General features: G+C 58.8%; 20 protein-coding genes. 9 read left to right on the plus strand and 11 right to left on the minus strand.

The features are described from left to right. The first annotated feature begins 4 nt into the window (after positions 1-4). The 4 genes from argH (at position 5) to ACR0MP_RS07795 (ending at position 5718) form a co-directional block, all read left to right on the plus strand. Positions 5-1393, plus strand: coding sequence for an argininosuccinate lyase (argH, locus tag ACR0MP_RS07780; protein ID WP_170408352.1), 1389 nt, complete (start codon positions 5-7; stop codon positions 1391-1393). Further along, entirely contained in the window at positions 1393-1575 is a 183-nt protein-coding gene (locus ACR0MP_RS07785) for an argininosuccinate lyase (protein ID WP_170395762.1), read from the plus strand. Before argH ends, ACR0MP_RS07785 begins: the two co-directional genes overlap by 1 nt. A gap of 294 nt (positions 1576-1869) precedes the next feature. Further along, a complete protein-coding gene (lysA, locus tag ACR0MP_RS07790; RefSeq protein WP_170408351.1) occupies positions 1870-3135 on the plus strand; it encodes a diaminopimelate decarboxylase in 1266 nt (421 codons plus the stop codon). A 36-nt stretch (positions 3136-3171) separates the two neighbouring features. Continuing rightward, the gene (locus ACR0MP_RS07795; protein ID WP_480886303.1) at positions 3172-5718 is read left to right on the plus strand and encodes a TIGR02302 family protein; all 2547 of its coding nucleotides are present in this window, start codon (positions 3172-3174) and stop codon (positions 5716-5718) included. On the opposite strand, the gene ACR0MP_RS07800 is transcribed toward ACR0MP_RS07795, so the two are convergent. Further along, on the minus strand, positions 5715-6482 hold the full coding sequence (locus ACR0MP_RS07800) for a zinc-ribbon domain-containing protein (RefSeq protein WP_170408349.1): 768 nt from the start codon (positions 6480-6482) through the stop codon (positions 5715-5717). The two genes, ACR0MP_RS07795 and ACR0MP_RS07800, sit on opposite strands and share 4 nt — an antisense overlap. A 182-nt stretch (positions 6483-6664) precedes the next feature. On the opposite strand from ACR0MP_RS07800, the gene ACR0MP_RS07805 reads away from it, so the two are divergent. Genes ACR0MP_RS07805 through ACR0MP_RS07820 form a run of 4 tightly spaced genes read left to right on the plus strand, consistent with a single transcriptional unit; the run spans position 6665 to position 9570 of the window. Beyond that, positions 6665-7342, plus strand: a complete 678-nt coding sequence (locus ACR0MP_RS07805) for a cell division ATP-binding protein FtsE (RefSeq protein ID WP_480886365.1) — start codon at positions 6665-6667, stop codon at positions 7340-7342. Continuing rightward, positions 7339-8238, plus strand: coding sequence for an FtsX-like permease family protein (locus ACR0MP_RS07810; protein ID WP_170408348.1), 900 nt, complete (start codon positions 7339-7341; stop codon positions 8236-8238). Before ACR0MP_RS07805 ends, ACR0MP_RS07810 begins: the two co-directional genes overlap by 4 nt. After that, positions 8238-8978: a lysophospholipid acyltransferase family protein gene (locus ACR0MP_RS07815; protein ID WP_480886305.1), complete on the plus strand. Its 741-nt coding sequence runs from the start codon at positions 8238-8240 to the stop codon at positions 8976-8978. The genes ACR0MP_RS07810 and ACR0MP_RS07815 overlap by 1 nt, the downstream gene beginning before the upstream one ends. Next, a complete protein-coding gene (locus ACR0MP_RS07820; protein WP_170408346.1) occupies positions 8965-9570 on the plus strand; it encodes a pyridoxamine 5'-phosphate oxidase family protein in 606 nt (201 codons plus the stop codon). The genes ACR0MP_RS07815 and ACR0MP_RS07820 overlap by 14 nt, the downstream gene beginning before the upstream one ends. Before the next feature lie 17 nt (positions 9571-9587). Here ACR0MP_RS07820 and ACR0MP_RS07825 read toward each other — a convergent pair whose 3' ends face one another. The 9 genes from ACR0MP_RS07825 to mdh form a co-directional block, all read right to left on the minus strand. Next, complete coding sequence (locus ACR0MP_RS07825; protein ID WP_170408345.1) at positions 9588-9896, minus strand: EthD family reductase; 309 nt, start codon at positions 9894-9896, stop codon at positions 9588-9590. A gap of 121 nt (positions 9897-10017) precedes the next feature. Beyond that, positions 10018-11406, minus strand: coding sequence for a dihydrolipoyl dehydrogenase (gene lpdA, locus ACR0MP_RS07830; RefSeq protein WP_170408344.1), 1389 nt, complete (start codon positions 11404-11406; stop codon positions 10018-10020). Positions 11407-11477: 71 nt separating this feature from the next. Continuing rightward, the gene (locus ACR0MP_RS07835) at positions 11478-11747 is read right to left on the minus strand and encodes a hypothetical protein (RefSeq protein ID WP_170395780.1); all 270 of its coding nucleotides are present in this window, start codon (positions 11745-11747) and stop codon (positions 11478-11480) included. A 1-nt stretch (position 11748) separates the two neighbouring features. Next, positions 11749-13269, minus strand: a complete 1521-nt coding sequence (gene odhB / locus ACR0MP_RS07840; RefSeq protein WP_170408343.1) for a 2-oxoglutarate dehydrogenase complex dihydrolipoyllysine-residue succinyltransferase — start codon at positions 13267-13269, stop codon at positions 11749-11751. Positions 13270-13272: 3 nt separating this feature from the next. Beyond that, positions 13273-16230, minus strand: coding sequence for a 2-oxoglutarate dehydrogenase E1 component (locus tag ACR0MP_RS07845; protein ID WP_170408342.1), 2958 nt, complete (start codon positions 16228-16230; stop codon positions 13273-13275). Beyond that, on the minus strand, positions 16227-16766 hold the full coding sequence (locus ACR0MP_RS07850; RefSeq protein ID WP_480886306.1) for a DUF805 domain-containing protein: 540 nt from the start codon (positions 16764-16766) through the stop codon (positions 16227-16229). The genes ACR0MP_RS07845 and ACR0MP_RS07850 overlap by 4 nt, the downstream gene beginning before the upstream one ends. A 34-nt stretch (positions 16767-16800) precedes the next feature. Beyond that, complete coding sequence (sucD, locus tag ACR0MP_RS07855; RefSeq protein WP_152456828.1) at positions 16801-17682, minus strand: succinate--CoA ligase subunit alpha; 882 nt, start codon at positions 17680-17682, stop codon at positions 16801-16803. A gap of 83 nt (positions 17683-17765) precedes the next feature. Beyond that, a complete protein-coding gene (sucC, locus tag ACR0MP_RS07860) occupies positions 17766-18959 on the minus strand; it encodes an ADP-forming succinate--CoA ligase subunit beta (protein WP_170395786.1) in 1194 nt (397 codons plus the stop codon). Positions 18960-19268: 309 nt separating this feature from the next. Further along, complete coding sequence (gene mdh, locus ACR0MP_RS07865) at positions 19269-20231, minus strand: malate dehydrogenase (protein WP_170353522.1); 963 nt, start codon at positions 20229-20231, stop codon at positions 19269-19271. Positions 20232-20392: 161 nt separating this feature from the next. Here mdh and ACR0MP_RS07870 point away from each other — a divergent pair, with 161 nt between their 5' ends. Beyond that, a complete protein-coding gene (locus ACR0MP_RS07870; protein WP_170408339.1) occupies positions 20393-21148 on the plus strand; it encodes a sulfite exporter TauE/SafE family protein in 756 nt (251 codons plus the stop codon). On the opposite strand, the gene ACR0MP_RS07875 is transcribed toward ACR0MP_RS07870, so the two are convergent. Beyond that, the gene (locus ACR0MP_RS07875; RefSeq protein ID WP_170408338.1) at positions 21145-21444 is read right to left on the minus strand and encodes a hypothetical protein; all 300 of its coding nucleotides are present in this window, start codon (positions 21442-21444) and stop codon (positions 21145-21147) included. The genes ACR0MP_RS07870 and ACR0MP_RS07875 overlap by 4 nt on opposite strands. Positions 21445-21498 lie beyond the last annotated feature (54 nt).

Here is a 21498-nt window from a genome sequence, read left to right on the forward strand (position 1 = left end):
TTTCATGACCGATCAATCTTCGAACCAGATGTGGGGCGGCCGCTTTGCCGCTGGTCCAGACGCGATCATGGAGGCGATAAATGCCTCGATCGGGTTCGATCAGCGGATGGCAGCCCAGGACATCGCAGGCTCGCGCGCCCATGCCGCCATGCTGGCTGCCACAGGCGTTATTACTGATAGTGATGCGCACGCCATTCGGGAAGGCCTGCTCACCGTTTTGTCAGAAATTCAGAACGGAGAATTTCAGTTCTCGACTGCGCTGGAAGACATTCACATGAATGTCGAGGCGCGACTGAAAGAGGTGATCGGAGAACCCGCAGGCCGTCTGCACACGGGCCGGTCGCGAAACGACCAGGTGGCGACCGATTTCAAACTCTGGGTTCGCGACCAGCTAGATGCCGCAGAATCCGGTCTTCTGGCCCTGATCCGCGCGCTTTTGGCGCAGGCCGAGGCCGGGGCAGACTGGGTCATGCCCGGTTTCACCCACCTGCAAACCGCGCAGCCAGTAACCTGGGGTCACCACATGATGGCCTATGTCGAGATGTTTGGCCGCGATCTGTCCCGCGTGCGCGACGCCCGTGCCCGGATGAACGAATCCCCCTTGGGCGCAGCCGCGTTGGCCGGGACCTCTTTCCCAATCGACCGCCAGATGACAGCTGAGGCGCTGGGCTTCGACCGCCCCGCAGCCAACTCATTGGACGCTGTCAGCGACCGCGACTTCGCGTTGGAGTTCCTGTCGACCGCCTCGATTTGCGCCATGCACTTGTCGCGCTTTGCCGAGGAATTGGTAATCTGGTCCTCGGCCCAATTCCGGTTTGTATCACTGTCTGATCGCTTCTCGACTGGTTCATCAATCATGCCGCAAAAGAAGAACCCCGATGCAGCTGAGCTCATCCGTGCCAAGGTTGGCCGCATATTTGGTGCGAATACTGGCCTGATGATGGTGATGAAGGGGCTGCCGCTGACCTATTCCAAGGACATGCAGGAAGACAAAGAACAGGTATTTGATGCGGCAGATAACTGGATGCTGGCACTTGCCGCGATGGAAGGCATGGTCAAGGACATGACCGCCAATCGCGAAAGCCTGGCTGCCGCTGCCGGGTCTGGCTTTTCAACTGCGACCGACCTGGCCGACTGGTTGGTCCGCGTGCTGGGCCTGCCCTTCCGCGACGCGCACCATGTCACTGGATCGCTGGTGGCCATGGCTGAAAGCAAGGGCTGCGACCTACCGGATCTGACGCTGGAGGACATGCAATCGGTCCACGCGGACATCACCGACGACGTCTATTCTGTTCTTACCGTCGAAAATTCGGTAAACTCTCGCCAATCCTATGGCGGCACCGCACCGGATCAGGTGCGGGCCCAGATCAAGCGATGGAAGGCGCTGGTGTAATGCAGATACGACGGGTGGTGCTATTGATTGCGGTCGCAGCGGCCTTGGCCGGGTGTGGTGCCGATGGCGAACCCATACAGCCCACCATGAGCGCAAGCGTCGGCGTAGGCAGCAGCGGCACCTATGGCGGTGTTGGCGTTGGTCTCAGACGCGGTGGGCTGGGCGTTTATCTGGGGCTCTGAACTCCAAAATTGCAATTTGCTGATCGCACACCCATCTGCATCTGACACGTCCTGAATGACAAAGAGAAAATGCATGAGACCTGTCGGCCTGATCCTCTGCCTCGCCGTACTTGCAGCTTGCGACCCGTCAGGCGCACCCCGAACGGAACCAACGGCCGCACCTAGCGGGTCCGGGGTCTCGGTTTCAGGATATGCGAGGGTTGGCGCGTCAAAGACGTTCTGAACCGCGACGGTGACCACAACCCTACCGGAATCATTTGATCCACATACCTCTTTTGGTCTAAGCGCGCAGGCATGGATCATTTTCTCTACCGCGACGGCGCGCTTTTCGCCGAGGATGTGCCAATCTCCGAAATCGCAGCCGCGGTCGGAACCCCGTTCTATGTCTATTCGACGGCGACGCTGCAGCGGCATTTCAAGCTGTTCGATGACGCGCTTGAGGGCACTGATCACCTAGTCTGCTATGCGATGAAAGCGGCCAGCAATCAAGCCATCCTGAAGACGCTGGCGCAGGCAGGTGCGGGAATGGATGTGGTTTCGGGCGGGGAATATCTGCGCGCCAAAGCCGCGGGCGTGCCCGGAGACAAGATTGTCTTTTCGGGCGTCGGCAAGACAGCGGATGAGATTCGTACCGCTCTGACCGGTGGCATTCGTCAGTTCAACGTCGAATCCGAGCCCGAAATGCAGGTGATCAATGCGGTTGCACTGGAATTGGGCAAGGTTGCGCCGATCACTGTTCGGGTGAATCCGGACGTGGATGCAAAAACCCACGCCAAGATCGCCACCGGCAAGTCCGAGAACAAGTTCGGTATCCCAATCTCGCGTGCGTCCGAGGTTTATGCACTGGCCGCAAGCCTTCCGGGACTGGAGGTGATTGGGATCGATGTCCATATCGGCTCACAACTAACCGAGCTTGAGCCGTTTGAACTGGCTTATATGAAGGTTGCGGAACTGACAGAGCGCCTACGCGCAGAGGGGCATAACATCCGCCGCCTCGATCTGGGCGGTGGTTTGGGTATTCCTTATGCCCGTTCCAACGACGCGCCTCCGCTGCCGGTTGAATATGGTGCGATGGTCAAGAAAACACTGGGCCATCTGGGCTGCGAGATCGAGATTGAGCCCGGTCGGCTGATCGCTGGCAATGCGGGTCTGATGGTGTCCAAGGTCATCTATGTTAAATCCGGCGAAGACCGCGATTTCCTGATCCTCGATGGCGCAATGAACGACCTGATCCGCCCCGCGATGTATGAGGCGTATCATGATATAGTGGCGGTCGAAGAACCTGCCGCAGGGGTCGAACAGCGCCCGTATGATATCGTTGGTCCGGTCTGTGAATCCGGGGATACCTTTGCAAAACAACGCAACATGCCGGCTTTGAAATCGGGCGATCTTATCGCATTCCGCAGTGCAGGTGCCTACGGTGCAGTCATGTCTAGCGAATACAATACGCGGCCCCTGATCCCTGAGGTTCTGGTGAACGGGGATCAATTTGCCGTAATTCGTGAACGCCCAAGCTTTGACGAAATCATAAACCGCGATACCATACCTGAGTGGCTTTGACGCGATAGGCGCGTCGGGCCGATCAGGAGGCCTGCCTTGCGCGACAACCAGACCTTGCCAATTCCAAGACTGTCCCTGTGGCTGACGCACGGGGGTATGCTGGCTGAGCAGGTGATGCGCGCCTTCTGGCCGTTCTTTTCTATTCTTATGGCGCTGCTGGCCGCCCTGATGCTGGGTCTGCACGATCTTGTGCGCATTGAAGCCGTTTGGATTTCTGCAGCGATCGGATTGATTGCTTTGATTGCGACAGCGGTTTTGGGAATCAGACGGTTCCACCTGCCAACCCGGGCCGAGGCGCTGGTTCGGCTGGATGAAACCCTGCCCGGACGCCCGATACAAGCACTGATGGACGATCAGGCAATCGGTGCGATGGATGCGGATTCGGTGGCACTGTGGCATGCGCACCAGACGCGCATGGCAGATCGTGCATCAAAGGCCGATCCGGTGAAACCCGACTTGCGGCTGGCGTCTCGCGATCCCTATGCGCTTCGCTATGCTGCCTTATTGGCACTCGTCGTTGCGGCTCTGTTCGGCTCGTTCTGGCGGATAGGCTCAGTCGCTGACATGACGCCGGGGACCGCTCAGGCGGGGCAGGGCCCGACTTGGGAGGGTTGGATTGAACCGCCGCGCTACACCGGGCTGCCAACGCTCTACCTTGCAGATCAGACCGATCCGACGTTGACGGTGCCTGAAGGCAGCCGCATCACACTTCGGTTCTACGGCGAGATCGGCGCGCACAGCCTGACAGAATCTTCGACACCTCTGGGCACCGAAGCCGCGACAGAACCGGAACAGGAATTTGTTGCGGAACGCTCGGGTCAGATGCGGATCGATGGCCCGGCCGGGCGCGATTGGGCGCTTGAGATCCTTCCGGACACTGCCCCCAGGATCGCGACGGCAGGAGTGGCGCAATCAGAGGCTGGCGGACAGATGAAGCTACCCTTCGCTGCTGCGGATGACTATGGAATCGTCTCCGGCACCGCCCGGATCGAATTGGACCTGCCTGCGGTCAACCGTCAATTCGGTCTTGCGACCGAGCCAGAACCGCGCGAGATCATTACGGTCGAGTTGCCAATGCCGATTACAGGCGATCGGACCGATTTCACCGAAGACTTGATCGAGGATTTCTCGCAGCACCCTTGGGCACATTTGCCGGTGAAAATAACCCTCATGGCCATCGATGCGGCGGATCAAGAGACGGTGGCAGAACCTTATCTGACAGAACTGCCCGCCCGTAGGTTCTTTGACCCATTGGCTGCTGCGGTGATCGAACAGCGGCGCGATCTGCTCTGGTCGCGCGAAAACGCGCTGCGTGTATCGCAATTGCTGCGCGCGGTTTCGCACCTACCCGAGGACCTGTTCCGCTCAGATACAGCGTATCTGCGTCTGCGTGTGATCCTGCGGCGGCTGGAGACCTTCGACAAATACAGCGCACTGAACGTCAAACAGCAGGAAGAAATTGCGCAAGCACTGTGGGATCTGGCGGTTCTGATCGAGGATGGCACGCTGGCCGACGCACTGGAACGGATGCGCCGTGCGCAGGAGCGTCTGACCGAAGCGATGCAGAACGGTGCCAGCGACGAAGAGATTGCCGAACTGATGCAGGAGCTGCGCGAAGCGACACAGGATTACATGCGGCAACTCCAGCGTCTGGCGCAGGAAAACGGTGAGACGCAGCAAGGACAGCAGGGCCAGAACGGCGAAACCCTGCAGATGACGCAGGATGACCTGCAGCGAATGATGGACCGCATTCAGGAGCTCATGGAACAAGGCCGCATGGCCGAGGCGCAGCAGGCATTGGAAGAGTTCCAGCAAATGATGGAAAACATGCGCGTCACACAAGGGCAGGGCCAAGGTGGCCAGTCCGAAGGACAGCAGGCCATGGAAGGGCTGGCAGAAACCCTGCGCGAACAACAGGGCCTCAGCGATCAGGCATTCCGCGACCTGCAGGAACAGTTCAACCCCGGTGCGCAAGCGGGCGAAAGTCAGGGCAATGAGGGTCGCAACGGTGGTCTGGGACGCGGCCAGAGCCATGAAGGCCAGGGCGGCCAGGGCCAGGGGCAGGATGAGGCTGGTGAAGGCCAGCAAGGTCAGGGGTCACTGGCGGATCGGCAGCAGGCGCTGCGGGATGAGTTGAGTCGGCAACAACAAGGTCTGCCCGGCGGTGGTACACCCGAAGGCGACGCTGCGCGCGAAGCATTGGGCCGTGCGGGCCGGGCCATGGACGACGCCGAAGACGCCTTGCGCAGCGATGATCTGGCCGAGGCGATTGACCGTCAATCCGAGGCGATGGAAGCCTTGCGCGAAGGCATGCGTTCACTGGGCGAAGCCCTGGCGCAGAACCAGCAGAACCAGCCGGGTCAAGGGACCGAGGCCGGCGACATGCAGGCCAATAACCGCGATCCATTGGGTCGTACGCCAGGTTCCGCGGGATCAATCTCGACCGACGACAACCTGCTGCAAGGCGAAGATGTATATCGCCGTGCGCGCGAGTTGCTGGATGAAATCCGCCGTAGGACCGGTGAACAGGATCGGCCTCAGATCGAGTTGGAATACCTCAAGCGATTGCTCGAAAGGTTCTAGTTCTGCCCTGCGCCCCCGGTCTGTGTCTCAAGCCAAAGGCGCGCTTGATCGACCAGTGAGACATATGATTTCAGCATCGGATCAGCCTGAGGAACCGCCTCGCTGATCTGATTGGCGTTTCCATATATCAGAAACAGAATGACGCCGATGATAATGATCAAGGCAAAGCCACGCAGAAACCCACCGGATTTGCGGGCCGGAGCAACGGCTTCAGCTTCGTCCGATGTCAAGTCGCTGCGCAGACCCGAGTTGATCGCCTCAACATCCGGCAGCTCATCTTTCTGACCTGCGTCAGCGGCGGTTTCAGTGGCCGAGGGCCGTTTCGGTTTGACTTTGGGCTCTTCAGGCGGATCCAATGCCAGATCAGGTTGGCTTTCCAGATTGCTGCCTTCACGCTCGCGCAGCTCTGCCTCGCGTGCAGCCTCTTCCTTGAGGATGCTGGATACCGCTGGGTCTACGTTTCCAACACTCAATTCCTCGGGCGCATCGGGTTCTGGTGTGTCTTCTGCCTTAACCTTTTCTGGCTCGGCCTTGGCCGCATCGGGTTCTGGCGCATCCTCTGACTTAACATCTTCCGGTTCGGCAAAGGCTGCCTGGATTGCAGTCGCAGATTTCGCTTCCGGCTCTGCTTTGCTGGCGACTCGATACTTTTCCTGAAACCAGGTCTCTTCGCAAGCCGAGCATTGAACTTCGCGCCCGTCCTCGGGGATCACTTCGTCCGGGACTTCGTACTGGGCGCTGCAATTCGGACACGTTAAACGCATTCTGCCTCCTGGCCTTCAAGGCTGGCCTGATAATAGTTTTTTCAGGGATGATATTCCGTTAAGACCCAACAGCAAAGCGTGTTTTCGGTTTCGCGGGCCAAGTGTCGCCAATTGGCCCCGCCCGAGGCATTGAATCCACCGCTGCGCTCGGGCAAGAGGTGAGCAGAATAAAGGGGGCAGGCGTGATCGAGCTGGAGAATATCAGCTATACCTACGGCGGTGGTGAGTTGCTAAGCGATGTTTCGCTGCAATTGCAGCCCGGATCGTTCCACTTTCTGACCGGGCCTTCGGGTGCGGGCAAGACCACATTGCTGAAACTCTGTTATGGCGCGTTGTTGCCAACCTCGGGCAGGTTGATGGCCTTTGGCGAGGATATCGCCCGCATGGACCGTGATCAGATGGCGCTGCTGCGCCGCCGAATTGGCGTGGTGCATCAGGATTGCCGGTTTTTGGATCACATGACGCTGGCCGAGAATGTCGCGTTGCCGCTGATGGTCTCGGGGCGCTCTGAAAATGGGCAGCAGGACGATCTGACCGAACTGCTTGGCTGGGTCGGGCTTGGCAGCAGGCTTGAGGCGCACCCGCCTGAACTATCGGGGGGCGAACGCCAGCGTGCCGCATTGGCCCGCGCAGTCATCCTATCGCCCGATGTGGTGCTTGCGGATGAACCCACCGGCAACGTGGACTGGGAGATGTCGCAACGACTTCTGCACCTGTTGGTCGAATTGAACAGGATGGGAAAAACCGTGCTGATCGCCACCCATGACCTAAGCCTGATCCGCGCCGCCAAAAGCCAGGTTCAGGCTCGCGTTCTGCGTATCGCGCAGCGCCGGGTGCAGCTTGCAGGGGCGGATCTATGAGCAAGGGCACGATCCGCAATTTGCTGCGCCGTGATAGCCGCGCCGACCGGGTGGTGCCACCCACGGGCTTTACGGCGCAATTGACCCTGTTCGTGTCTGGTGCAATGGCCTTTCTGGCGGTTTTTGCGCTGGCTCTTTCGTTAGCCTCGGGCCGTGTGGCGGATCGTTGGGCTTCAGAGTTGGCGGGGGCAGCGACCTTGCGGATCAATGCCCCTGCAGATCAACGTGCGGCGCAAACCGAGGCTGCTTTGAATGTCCTCCAGCAAACGCCGGGTGTGGCTTCGGCTCGCGCGTTGACGAGCGAAGAGCAGGCCACACTGCTGTCACCCTGGTTCGGACCGGACTTGCCTCTGGACACTTTACCAATCCCGCAGCTGATAGAGATTATCGAAGGTGAGCCGGGTCTTGATGCGGCTGGCCTGCGGCTGCGGCTAGGGGCTGAGGTGCCGGGCGCAGTGCTGGATGATCACACTCGCTGGCGCGAGCCATTGGTTGATGCGGCCAATTCGCTGCGGCGTCTGGGCTGGATTTCGATCCTGCTGATCGGTGGCGCCACTGCCGCCATGATCACGCTTGCCGCCAACGCCTCGCTTGCCGCCAACGCGCAGATAATTGAGGTTCTGCGTCAGGTCGGCGCGCGGGACCGGTTCATCGCCGGAGCGTTCGTGCGCCGCTTTACGTTCCGGGCGCTGTTTGGGGCAGCGGTTGGCACCTTGCTGGGTATGACGGGTGTATTGTTGCTCCCCGAAGCCTCGGATGCGGGTGGTTTTCTCACTGGCCTTGGGTTTCAGGGTATCGGTTGGATCCTGCCCGTGCTGATCCCGGTATTGGGCGCGGCCGTTGCGTTTCTGGCAACATGGTCAGCCGCGCAGCGCAAGTTGAAGGAGCTTTCGTGATGTTCATGGCCATTCAATGGGTCCGGTCGCTGATCTTCATGATCACCATCTATGCCTGGATGCTGGTGCTGGGGCTTGTCTTTGCCCCCTATGCGCTATTTGCCAAGCGTGGCGCATTGCGAGCATGCAAAACCTATGCGCGCACAACCAAGTGGTTGGCCCGCTGGATGGTTGGTATTCGCTGCGAAGTGCGCGGGGAAGTCCCACATGGCGAGGTTGTGATCGGCGCCAAGCACCAGTCGTTTCTGGACATCATCATAATCTTCGACGCCATCCCACACGGCAAATTCATCATGAAACGAGAGCTTCTGTGGACGCCGGTCATCGGAATGTATGCGCGCCGTCTGGGATGTATCCCGGTCAATCGCGGCAAACGCGGGGCGGCGGTTGCGAAGATGGTCAAGGATGTCGCGCGCGAGTTCAGCGAACCCGGTCAGTTGGTGATCTACCCGCAAGGTACACGCGTCGCGCCTGGGGTGCACAAGCCTTACAAGGTTGGAACGGCGGTTCTGTATGAAGGGCTTGGGTTCACGTGCGTGCCAGTTGCCACCAATGCGGGCGTCTTCTGGCCCAGAACCGGTATCATGCGCAAGCCCGGCACGGCGATTGTTGATTTCCTTAATCCGATCGAACCCGGCGTTGCGCGGAATGCCTTTCTGGAACGGCTGGAAAACGTGATTGAGACACGGTCCAACGAACTGATGCGAGAAGTGGGGTTTGATCCGGATGGAATTCATTGAGGACATTACCGCTCTGGAAGCGCTGTATGGCACGCCCGGAGCAGCCTCGATCCGCAAAGTGGCGCGGCGGCTAACACCGCTCTACCGCAAATGGATTATGGCCTCACGCTTGTGTATCCTCAGCACCGTCGGCTCCGAAGGTGTCGATGGCAGCCCGCGTGGAGATGAAGGGCCAGTTGTGTTGGAACTGGACCAAGGTACCCTGGCACTGCCGGATTGGCGGGGAAACAACCGCTTGGATTCCCTGCGAAATATCGTACTCGACCCGCGCGTCTCATTGTTGTTCATGGTGCCCGGTTCGAACAATGTGGTTCGGGTAAATGGGAACGCTCAACTGACTGATGATGAAGCCCTGCGCGCCCGGTTCGAAAAACACGGAAAACGCCCCGCAACCGTCATCGTAATCGAGATATCCGAGATTTACACACAATGCGCGCGCGCCCTGATCCGGGCCAGAACCTGGAGTGGCCACGATGAAAGCGAGGGCCTGCCGACGGCTGGCGAGATATTGTCGGAAATGACGTCAGGAGAGGAAGGCGGCGCGCAATATGATCAGGAATGGGGTGCCCGCGCCGCAAAAACCATGTGGTAGGTAAACATGGCTCTGATTCAGCCGATCACCTCACCGATCAGCATCTGCGGTTTGACATTGGTGAAGTTTGGCAGATCGGCCAGGACAGGGCCTGCCTTTGACATAGCGTCGTTCATCGCTTCCTGATCTTCAAATATGATCGTTGCGATCGCGTAGTGACCCGCCGCCTCATCCGGGCCTCCCGCAATGCCTTTGGTTACGACCGTACGTTCGATATGTGACCCCATGTGCTCGCCGACAAGCGGAAGATGTGTGCCGACATAATAGTCGAAATCGAAATGTGTTTCTGTACCTATGGGATAGATCACCTGTAAACTGACGCTCATCTGACTTCCTTTCCAAAAGCAATGGAGTCAGTAAACCGCGTCTGATCACCTGCCGCAAATGGTTTTGAGCGACACGGGGTGCCGCTCAAGGAGACTAGGTAGAGGACCTGCTCAGGTTGGGTCAGCTGTGAATTGGCCCGTCACCACAGGCGAGCGCCGCCTCGCGCACTGCTTCGGAATAGGTCGGGTGAGCGTGACAGGTCAGGGCCAGATCTTCGGCTGATGCGCCGAATTCCATGGCGACGCAAACCTCGTGGATCAGGTCTCCGGCCGCGGGGCCGATGATATGCGCGCCCAGAATGCGATCGGTTTCTTTGTCTGCCAGAATCTTGACGAACCCGTCGGCTGCGAAATTCGCCTTGGCCCGGCCATTGCCCATGAACATGAACTTGCCGACCTTGTAGGCGCGGCCCTGTTCTTTGAGTGTCGCTTCGGTCTCACCCACATTGGCCACCTCGGGCCAAGTGTAGATGACCCCAGGAATAACACCATAGTTCACATGACCATGCTTGCCTGCAACCTGCTCGGCTGCGGCCATGCCCTCGTCTTCAGCCTTGTGGGCCAGCATCGGGCCTTCGGTCACGTCGCCGATGGCGTAGATGCCCGGCACGTTGGTCTGCCAATCACTGCCGACCTTGATCTGGCCGCGCGGGGTCATCTCGACGCCTAAAGCATCCAGCCCCAGACCCTCCGAATAGGGCTTGCGCCCGGTGGCCACCAGCACGGCATCAGCATCGATGACGTGCTCGCTGTCATCCTTGAGCAGCTTGTACGTTACCTTGGCTTTGGTCTTGGTGGCTTCGGTCTTTTGCACCGCAGCGCCCATGACGAACTTCAAACCCTGTTTCTTCAGGATGCGCTGGAAAGTCTTCTGAACCTCGGGGTCCATACCCGGCGTGATTTCCTTGAGGAATTCGATCACCGTCACCTCTGCGCCCAAACGGCTGTAGACTGAGCCCAATTCAAGCCCGATCACACCGGCACCGATCACAATCATTTTCTTGGGAACTTTGCCCAGAGACAACGCGCCAGTCGAAGTCACTACGACCTTTTCGTCAACCTCGACGCCGGGCAGCGCTGACGGCTCAGAACCCGACGCGATAATGATGTTCTTGGTCTCATGGACCTCATCACCAACCTTGACCTTGCCCGCAGCAGGGATTGAGCCCCAGCCTTTCAGCCAATCGATCTTGTTCTTCTTGAACAGAAACTCGATGCCCTTGGTGTTGCCATCGATGACCTCGTCCTTGTAGGCCTGCATCTGCTTCCAATCGACCGAAGGTGACTTCCCCTTCAAACCCATCTTTGCAAAGTTGTGTTCGGCTTCGTGCAACTGATGGCTGGCATGCAACAATGCTTTCGAGGGGATGCAGCCCACGTTCAGGCAAGTCCCACCCAGCGTCTCGCGCCCCTCGACAACTGCGGTTTTAAGGCCCAGTTGGGCGCAACGGATGGCGCAGACATAGCCGCCGGGTCCGGCGCCGATTACGATGACGTCATAATTTGCCATTACATTCTCCTAAATCGACCGGGTGATCCGGCAGCGTCCCGATCCGGTGTGGTGGGTCGGGTACCTATATTTCAAACGGGTTCCAGCAGCTTGATTGATATATGCGCAATGCCGCCGCGTTCGTGGTGCATCGCCAGTTCTTCGGACCCAAAAAAGGCTTTGGCCTTATCCAGATTCATAACCTCGAACATCGCTATCGCATGATCCCGCTGATCTGGATCGCGCCAGACATGCAGGTCGCGGATACCCGCGGCCTTGCGCATCGGTTGATCCTCGCGGAACACTTTCAGCCAGGCATCGAAATCGGCCACATCGGCTTGCCACAGTACATGAGTCGCCATCTTAAAGATCCATCAGCAGGCGACGCGGGTCTTCCAGCGCCTCTTTTACGCGGACAAGGAATGTCACAGCACCCTTGCCGTCCACAATACGGTGATCATAGGACAGCGCCAGATACATCATCGGGCGGATTTTGATCTCACCATTGATGACCATGGGACGATCCTGGATCTTGTGCATGCCCAGAATGCCCGATTGCGGCGGGTTCAGGATCGGTGAAGACATCAGCGAGCCGTAGACGCCTCCGTTCGAGATCGTGAAAGTGCCGCCCTGCATTTCCGCCATCGAGAGTTTACCATCACGGGCGCGCTTGCCCTTTTCGGCGATGGCTTTCTCGATCGCTGCGAAAGACATCGAGTCCGCATCCCGGATGACTGGAACCACCAGCCCTTGCGGCGTACCTGCGGCCACACCCATATGCACGAAGTTCTTGTAGACGATGTCATTGCCGTCGATCTCGGCATTCACTTCGGGCACTTCTTTCAGCGCATGACAGCAGGCCTTGGTGAAAAAGGACATAAAGCCCAGACGTACGCCATGCTTCTTCTCGAACTGGTCCTTGTACTGGTTGCGCAGGGCCATCACCTCGGTCATGTCCACCTCGTTATAGGTGGTCAGGATCGCGGCGGTGTTCTGCGCGTCCTTCAGGCGCTTGGCGATGGTCTGGCGCAGACGGGTCATGCGCACGCGCTCTTCGCGGCTCGCATCCTCGGCAGCCACAGGCGCGCGCGGAGTTTGGGCAGCGGGGGCGGGCACAGCCGCCGCAGGCGCTGGGGCCGTAGCTGCTGCAACTGCCTTTGCCACGTCTTCTTTCATGATACGACCATCGCGTCCGGTGCCAGTGACCTGATCCGCAGACAGACCGGCTTCGGCCATCGCTTTCTCAGCCGATGGAGCGTTGGACACGTCTTTACCTGTGCTGGCTGCAGCCGGAGCGGCGACGGCCGCCACCGGAGCCGCTGCTGCACCTGCGGCTGCGCCCGAGATCACCGCCAATTTGGCAGAAGCATCGACCGTGCTGCCTTCAGGCGCAACGATTTCAGCCAGAACGCCTGCCGCCGGGGCAGGGACCTCGACCGAGACCTTGTCGGTTTCCAATTCGCACAGCATTTCATCCTGTGCAACGCTGTCGCCGACCTGTTTGAACCATGTCGAGACTGTAGCCTCGGTGACGGATTCACCCAATGTCGGCACCATCACATCTACACTGCCGCCTGATGCTGCGGGTGCCGCTGCCGCCGGGGCCGGGGCCGGGGCCGCCGCTGCCGGAGCAGGCGCAGCCCCTTCGCCCGCCGCTATCGTGGCAAGCAGGGCATCGACGCCCACGGTCTCACCTTCGGCTGCAACGATCTCACCCATCACGCCAGCAGCGGGTGAGGGCACCTCGACCGTGACCTTGTCGGTCTCAAGTTCACATAGCATCTCATCTACGGCGACTGCATCGCCGGGTTTTTTGAACCAAGTCGCAACGGTGGCTTCGGTGACAGACTCGCCCAGCGTGGGAACACGAACTTCAATCGTCATCGTTTACTTTCCTTCAATGCTCAGCGCTTCGTTCACCAGCGCTTCTTGTTGGGCTTTGTGTTGGCTGGCCAGACCCGTCGCGGGCGAGGCCGAAGTTGCGCGACCGGCATAGACCGGACGGGTGTGTTTTGCGCCAATGCGGGTCAGAACCCATTCGATATTGGGCTCAATAAAGGTCCAGGCCCCCTGGTTCTTGGGTTCTTCCTGACACCAGACCATCTCAGCCCCCTTGAAGCGCTCAAGCTCGTTGATTAGCGAATGCGCAGGGAAAGGATAATACTGTTCGATCCGCATCAGGTAGATGTCGTCGATGCCACGCGCGTCGCGTTCCTCAAGCAGATCAAAATAGACCTTGCCCGAGCACATGACGACCCGCTTGATCTTGTCATCTGCCACCAGTTTAGTGTCCGAGTTGCCCTGTTGAGCATCATCCCACAGCACCCTATGGAAGCTCGAGCCTGTGGTGAATTCCTCGGCCTTGCTGACCGCCAGCTTATGGCGCAGCAGCGACTTCGGCGTCACCAGGATAAGCGGCTTGCGGAAGGTCCGGTGCAATTGACGGCGCAGGATGTGGAAATAGTTCGCAGGCGTTGTGCAGTTCGCCACGATCCAGTTGTCCTGACCGCACATTTGCAGAAACCGCTCAAGCCGTGCAGATGAGTGCTCTGGGCCTTGCCCTTCGAACCCATGCGGCAGCAGCGTGACCAGACCAGACATCCGCAGCCACTTCGATTCACCCGAACTGATGAACTGATCGAACATTATCTGTGCCCCATTGGCGAAATCGCCAAACTGTGCCTCCCAGAGAACAAGCGCGTTGGGCTCGGCCAGTGAATAGCCATATTCGAACCCAAGCACCGCGTATTCGGACAGCATCGAGTCAATCACGTCATAATGTGATTGGCCCTTGCGGATATTGTTCAGCGGGTAATACCGTTCCTCGGTTTCCTGATGGACAAATCCGGAATGGCGTTGGCTGAATGTGCCACGCGTCGCGTCCTGTCCGGCCAAACGTACAGGGTAGCCTTCAGTCAGCAGAGAGCCAAACGCCAGAGCCTCGCCCGTTGCCCAGTCAAAGCCGGTTCCGTTTTCGAACATCTGTTTCTTGTGGTCCAGCAACCGGCCCACGGTTTTGTGCATCGCAAAACCTTCGGGGGCGCTGGTCAGAGCAGTGCCGATCTCGGCCAGCGTCTCTGGTGTAATTGCGGTTTCACCGCGCATGTATTCGTCTTTGTGCTTGTCCAGATGCGACCAGCGCCCATCCAGCCAGTCGGCTTTGTTTGGCTTGTAGTCTTTCCCGGCATCGAACTCTTCATTCAGATGTGCCTGAAAGGCCGCCTTCATGTCTTCAATCTCGCCTTCGGGGATAAGCCCGTCCCTGACAAGGCGCTCGGTATACAACGACAACGTGGTCTTATGCGTCTTGATCTTCTTGTACATGATCGGGTTGGTGAACATGGGTTCGTCACCCTCGTTATGACCAAACCGGCGGTAGCAGAAGATATCCAGCACCACGTCCTTGTGGAACTTCTGGCGGAACTCGGTCGCCACCTTGGCGGCATGCACCACCGCCTCGGGGTCGTCGCCATTCACGTGGAAGATGGGAGCTTCAACCATCAGCGCGATATCCGTGGGATAAGGGCTGGAACGGCTGAAATGCGGCGCGGTGGTGAAACCGATCTGGTTGTTCACCACGATATGCATGGTGCCGCCGGTCTTATGCCCTTTCAGACCCGACAGGCCGAAGCCTTCGGCCACAACACCCTGTCCGGCAAAGGCTGCGTCGCCGTGCAGCAGAATGCCCATCACTTTGGTGCGGTCTTCGTCGTTCAACTGGTCCTGCTTGGCACGGACCTTGCCCAGAACCACCGGGTTCACTGCCTCAAGGTGGCTTGGGTTTGCGGTCAGCGACAGGTGAACGCTATTGCCATCGAACTCCCGGTCGCTTGACGCGCCGAGGTGATATTTCACGTCGCCTGATCCATCCACGTCTTCGGGCTTGAAGCTGCCGCCCTGAAACTCGTTGAAGATCGCGCGATAGGGCTTGCCCATCACATTGGCCAGAATGTTCAGCCGGCCCCGGTGGGGCATGCCGATCACGATATCGCTGAGGCCTAAGGCGCCGCCGCGCTTGATGATCTGTTCCATCGCAGGGATCAGCGCCTCGCCACCATCCAGACCAAACCGCTTGGTGCCCATGTATTTCACATGCAGGAATTTCTCGAACCCCTCGGCCTCGACCATCTTGTTCAGGATCGCCTTGCGGCCTTCCTTGGTGAAGGCGATTTCCTTACCGAACCCCTCGATGCGTTCCTTCAGCCACGCGGCCTCTTCCGGGTTCGAGATATGCATGTATTGCAGCGCGAAGGTGCCGCAATAGGTCCTCTTCACGATCTCGACGATTTGGCGCATGCTGGCCATCTGCAGGCCCAGCACGTTGTCAATAAAGATCGGTCGATCCATGTCAGCATCGGTGAACCCGTAAGTCTTCGGGTCCAGCTCGGGATGCGTACTGGCGGCGCGCATGCCCAGCGGGTCCAGATCAGCTGCCAGATGGCCCCGGATACGATAGGCCCTGATCAGCATCAGCGCCCGCAGGCTGTCCAGCACCGCGCGCTTGATCTGGTCATCGCTGACCTCGACCCCCTTGGCTTCGGCCTTGCCCTTGATCTTCTTGCCTGCCGCCTTGGCGTCGATCTCGGCCCACTCGCCAGTCAACGCACCGGTCAGATCATCCGCAGGCATCGGAGGCCAATCGCTGCGTGCCCACGAAGGCCCCTCGGCCTCGCGCTGCACATCCGGCGCGTCATCGCCCATGGCCTTGAAGAACTCGACCCAGGCTGCGTCGACCGCACCGGGGTTCTTGGTGTACTGGGCATAAAGCTGCTCCAGATATTCGGCATTATGCCCCTGCATGAAGCTTGAGGCATGAAAGGCGGTGTTGGGCGAGTGTTCGGTCATTGGGCTACCTCATATGGGTTGGGACCGTATTGGTTGGTGCCTGGTTCGCTGGGGCGGGTCAGCCACCACAGAACCAGGAGGGGCGACACAAACAGGACAAGAAGTGTCGGAATGACAATAAGAAGAGTTGCGCGGGTGAACAGGATATCCAACGTGCCGCCATGGAACTGGCTGGCAAGGCCGATGCCAAAGATCAGAACCGCCAGCGCACCGAGGATCAGCAGGATTGGCAGCAGAGCATAAAGCCCGCTGCGCCCCGTATCATGCATCCGCCGCCACGCGACGGCCAGATGCGGGAAAAAGACGATCAGGCTGACGATGCTTTGGACCGGGCCTGTTGAGGTGGCCGTGACGGATTTGGATGTTTCGGTTTCAGTCACTGCGACCCGAGTGAAGAACTGCCAGTCGATGATCCCGGCAATGATGCTCCAGATCACGATGAACAGGAAAAAAAACCAGTATTCGGGCCGCGAGGCACGGCCCGAAAAGGTGAAAAACTTGGAGAAACAGGTTTTAATGGCTTCGCCGAAAGTCATGTTTACCGCTCCTCCCAAAGCAGTCAAATTCTGGTCAACCGATGGCTTCCAGCACAGCCTCACCCAGCTGCGCCGGGCTTTCGGCCACGACAATACCAGCCGAGCGCATGGCTTCGATCTTGTCCTCGGCGCCGCCTTTGCCGCCGGCGACGATGGCGCCCGCGTGGCCCATGCGGCGGCCAGGAGGGGCCGTGCGGCCCGCGATGAACCCTGCCGTGGGCTTCTTGCGGCCTTTCTTGGCCTCATCCGCCAGGAACTGTGCAGCTTCTTCTTCGGCAGAGCCACCGATCTCACCGATCATGATGATCGACTCGGTTTCGTCATCCGCCAGGAACCATTCCAGCACGTCGATATGCTCGGTGCCTTTGATTGGGTCGCCGCCGATGCCAACGCAGGTGGACTGGCCCAGACCCACATCTGTGGTCTGCTTGACGGCTTCGTAGGTCAGGGTGCCCGAACGCGACACTACACCGACCGAGCCGCGCTTGTGGATGTGGCCGGGCATGATGCCGATCTTGCAGGCATCCGGCGTGATGACACCGGGGCAGTTCGGGCCGATCAGGCGCGATTTTGAACCTTCCAGCGCGCGCTTCACCTTCATCATGTCCAGAACCGGAATGCCTTCGGTGATACAGACGATCACCTCCATCTCGGCATCAATCGCTTCGAGGATCGAGTCAGCCGCAAAGGGTGGCGGAACATAGATCACCGAGGCGTTGGCTTCGGTCACATGCTTGGCCTCGTGGACTGAGTTGAACACTGGTAGACCCAAGTGCTCCATCCCACCTTTGCCCGGGGTCACGCCGCCGACCATCTTGGTGCCATAGGCGATGGCCTGTTCAGAGTGGAATGTGCCCTGCGAGCCGGTAAAGCCCTGACAGATCACTTTGGTATTTTCGTCGATGAGGACTGCCATCTGGCGTTCTCCTTTATACGGCAGGCTTCTGCCCGCCAAAATCTTGGGAAAGGCGGGCTGAAGCCCACCCTACGGGATGACACTCAGCCTTTAACCGCCTTCACGATCTTCTCGGCACCGTCTTTCAGGTTGTCCGCCGCGATCACGTCTAGGCCAGAGGTGTTGATGATCTCTTTGCCTTTCTCGACATTCGTGCCTTCCAGACGCACGACCAGCGGGACCTGCAGCCCGACCTCTTTCACTGCGGCGACAACGCCCTCGGCGATGACGTCACAGCGCATGATGCCGCCAAAGATGTTGACCAGAATGCCTTTGACGTTGGGGTCCGAGGTGATGATCTTGAACGCCTCGGTCACTTTCTCTTTGGTCGCGCCACCGCCCACATCCAGGAAGTTGGCAGGCTCGGCACCGTAAAGCTTGATGATGTCCATCGTCGCCATCGCCAGACCGGCACCGTTGACCATGCAGCCGATCTCACCGTCCAGCGCGATGTAGTTCAGGTCGTATTTGGACGCTTCCAGTTCCTTGGGGTCTTCCTCGGTCGTGTCGCGCAACTCGGCAATATCCGGGTGGCGGTATACCGCGTTACCATCAAAGCCGACTTTTGCGTCCAGTACTTTCAGGTCGCCCTTGTCCGAGACGATCAGCGGGTTGATCTCCAGCATCTCCATGTCCTTCTCGACGAAGGCATTGTAGAGCTGGTTCATCAGCTTGACGCATTGTTTGACCTGCGCGCCTTCCAGTCCCAACGAGAACGCGATGCGGCGGCCGTGATAGGGCTGATAACCAGTGGCGGGATCAACCGAGAAGGACAGGATTTTCTCAGGCGTCGCAGCGGCCACCTCTTCGATGTCCATGCCGCCTTCGGTCGAGCATACGAATGAGATACGGCTGGTCTGGCGGTCCACCAGCAGGGCCAGGTAAAGTTCACGTTCGATGCCCGAACCGGCTTCGATGTAGATGCGGTTCACCTGCTTGCCTGCGGGGCCGGTCTGATGGGTGACCAGCGTGCGGCCAAGCATCTTCTTGGCTTCTTCGGCGGCTTCTTCCACCGATTTGGTCAGACGGACACCGCCTTTTTCACCGGCGTCGGCCTCTTTAAAGGAACCCTTGCCGCGACCACCCGCGTGGATTTGCGCCTTGACGACCCAAAGCGGCCCGTCCAATTCACCGGCTGCGGTTTTGGCTTCCTCGGCGCGCAGAACTGCGCGACCATCGGAGACCGGAGCGCCATAGCTGCGAAGAAGCGCTTTGGCTTGATATTCGTGAATGTTCATCGAAATTGTCCCGTCTGACTACGATTACACCGTTATAGGGGTGTCTAAGCGCCAAAATTAAAGAGTTTTTTGACGGGTCACGGGAAATTGTCGAAGATTTTCAGTATTTGTGATCACAGGTTTTTGGGGTGTGATCACAAAAATTGCGGGGCGTGGAAATTGATTCGATGATCCGGGATCATGCCCACAAAACACATTCATAGATGAGTTTTGCGACGTTTGCGCGAACATCTTTTAGCCAGCTTGGCACCGTGTAAAAGAAAACCGGCCCGTGAAGAGGGCCGGTTCATTGATTCTAGGGTTCGTGACTTAGGCCAGCGAGCTGTCGATGCCCTTGCATGCTTCGATCAGGCCCTTAACGGCATTGACCGAATTGTCGAAACCGGCCTGTTCTTCTTCGTTCAGCTTGATGTCGACGACGCGCTCGATGCCACCTGCACCGATTACGGTAGGCACGCCGACATACATGCCGTCGACACCCAGTTCGCCGTTGCAATAGGCAGCACAAGGCAGAACGCGTTTCTGATCTTTCAAATAGGCTTCGGCCATTTCGATCGCTGAAGTCGCCGGTGCATAGAAAGCCGAGCCGGTCTTCAGCAGGCCAACGATTTCTGCGCCGCCGTCACGGGTGCGCTGAACGATGGCGTCCAGTTTTTCCTGCGTGGTCCAGCCCATCTCAACCAGATCGGGCAACGGGATACCGGCAACGGTCGAGTAGCGCACCGAAGGCACCATTGTGTCGCCATGGCCTCCCAGAACAAAGGCGGTGACGTCGCGCATGGACACATTGAACTCTTCTGACAAGAAGTGTGCGAAACGGCCCGAGTCCAGAACGCCCGCCATGCCGCAGACTTTGTTGTGCGGCAGGCCCGAGAATTCACGCAGCGCCCAAACCATCGCGTCCAGCGGGTTGGTGATGCAGATGACGAACGCATCCGGAGCGTTTGCGGCGATGCCTTCACCGACCGATTTCATGACCTTCAGGTTGATGCCCAGCAAGTCGTCGCGGCTCATGCCCGGCTTGCGCGGCACGCCGGCGGTGACGATGCAGACGTCGGCACCGGCGATGTCCTCATAGGACTGGGTGCCCTTCAGTTTGGCGTCGAAGCCTTCCGAGGGGCCGGATTCGGCGATGTCCAGCGCCTTTCCTTCCGGGGTGCCTTCGGCGATGTCGAACAGCACGACGTCACCAAGTTCTTTCATTGCAGCGAGGTGGGCGAGCGTGCCGCCGATCTGACCTGCGCCGATCAGCGCGATCTTGGGTCTGGCCATTTGGAATATCTCCGGTCGGTTTTGAAATCGCGGTTGTGCTAGTCGCAAAAACGGCGTCACGCAAGCCTTCTGCGGCGCGGCATGCCACCGCATACCGTTTGCACACACCCCGCCGATTGCGCTAAACCGCCTGTGAATCATGCATATTTCCGGGGTGCCTGATGCTCGACATGAACCTGATGTTTTTTGCAGTGGCGATCCCGGCGGTGATCTTCGCGGGCATCTCGAAAGGTGGGTTCGGCTCGGGAGTGGCGTTTGCATCTTCGTCGATTCTGGCTCTGATACTGACGCCAGGACAGGCGCTAGCGCTAATGCTGCCGATACTGATGGTGATCGATCTGGCGACGTTAAAGCCGTATTGGAAACGCTGGAGCTGGCCGGATTCGCGCCTTCTGATGTTGGGCGCAGTACCCGGTATCGCGCTGGGCGCGTGGCTTTATCGTGCGACGGATGACGATCTGCTACGTCTGTTGATTGGCGGAATATCGGTCGGTTTCGTGATCTGGCACGTTGCCCAGACCAGAGGCTGGGTGCGGGGTTTTGCCAACCGGTTGCCTCCATCGGCGGGCCTGTTTGCCGGGCTTATCGCCGGATTCACCAGCTTTGTCAGCCATGCGGGCGGCCCACCCGCCGCCGTGTACCTGCTGTCACAACGCCTGACGAAAACCGAATTTCAAGCCTCGACCGTGCTGGTCTTCTGGGTAATCAACGCCGTCAAATTCGTGCCCTTCGCCTATCTGGGCCTCTTCACCTGGCACACAGCCTTGGCAGACCTCTTGCTGACCCCGTTTGCGATCCTCGGGGCCTGGCTGGGCGTCCGGGCGCATTTCATGCTCTCCGAACGATTGTTTTTCAACATTGCCTACGTCTTGCTGACCCTGACGGGAAGCAAACTTATTTGGGATGCGCTGGTTTAGGCGTTGGGCGGCAATGCTTCGGCCAGTGTTTCATAAGACTGGCCTGAGGCGATCAGGCAGGTCACACCTTCCGGCAAGGTCACAACAATGGTCCAGCTGCCGGTTTGGTCCGAGGCAAAAACCTCCATCACCGCTCCCCGACGCGCAATACCGATGCCTCGTCGGGTTTCGCCATATGACTTTGTCAATCGCTTGATCACGTCTTCGCGTGGCGCACAATTCTGTGCGCTGACTTGTTGCGCTGCCAGTACCATGATGCCCAAGCCAATCGTCATTTTCAGCATAATCGTTTTCATTGGTCACCCCTTTCAAGCTCTTCCTCAAAGCAGCGTGCCGTAGGCAAAAGGACA

Source organism: Ruegeria sp. K3, assembly GCF_056531845.1.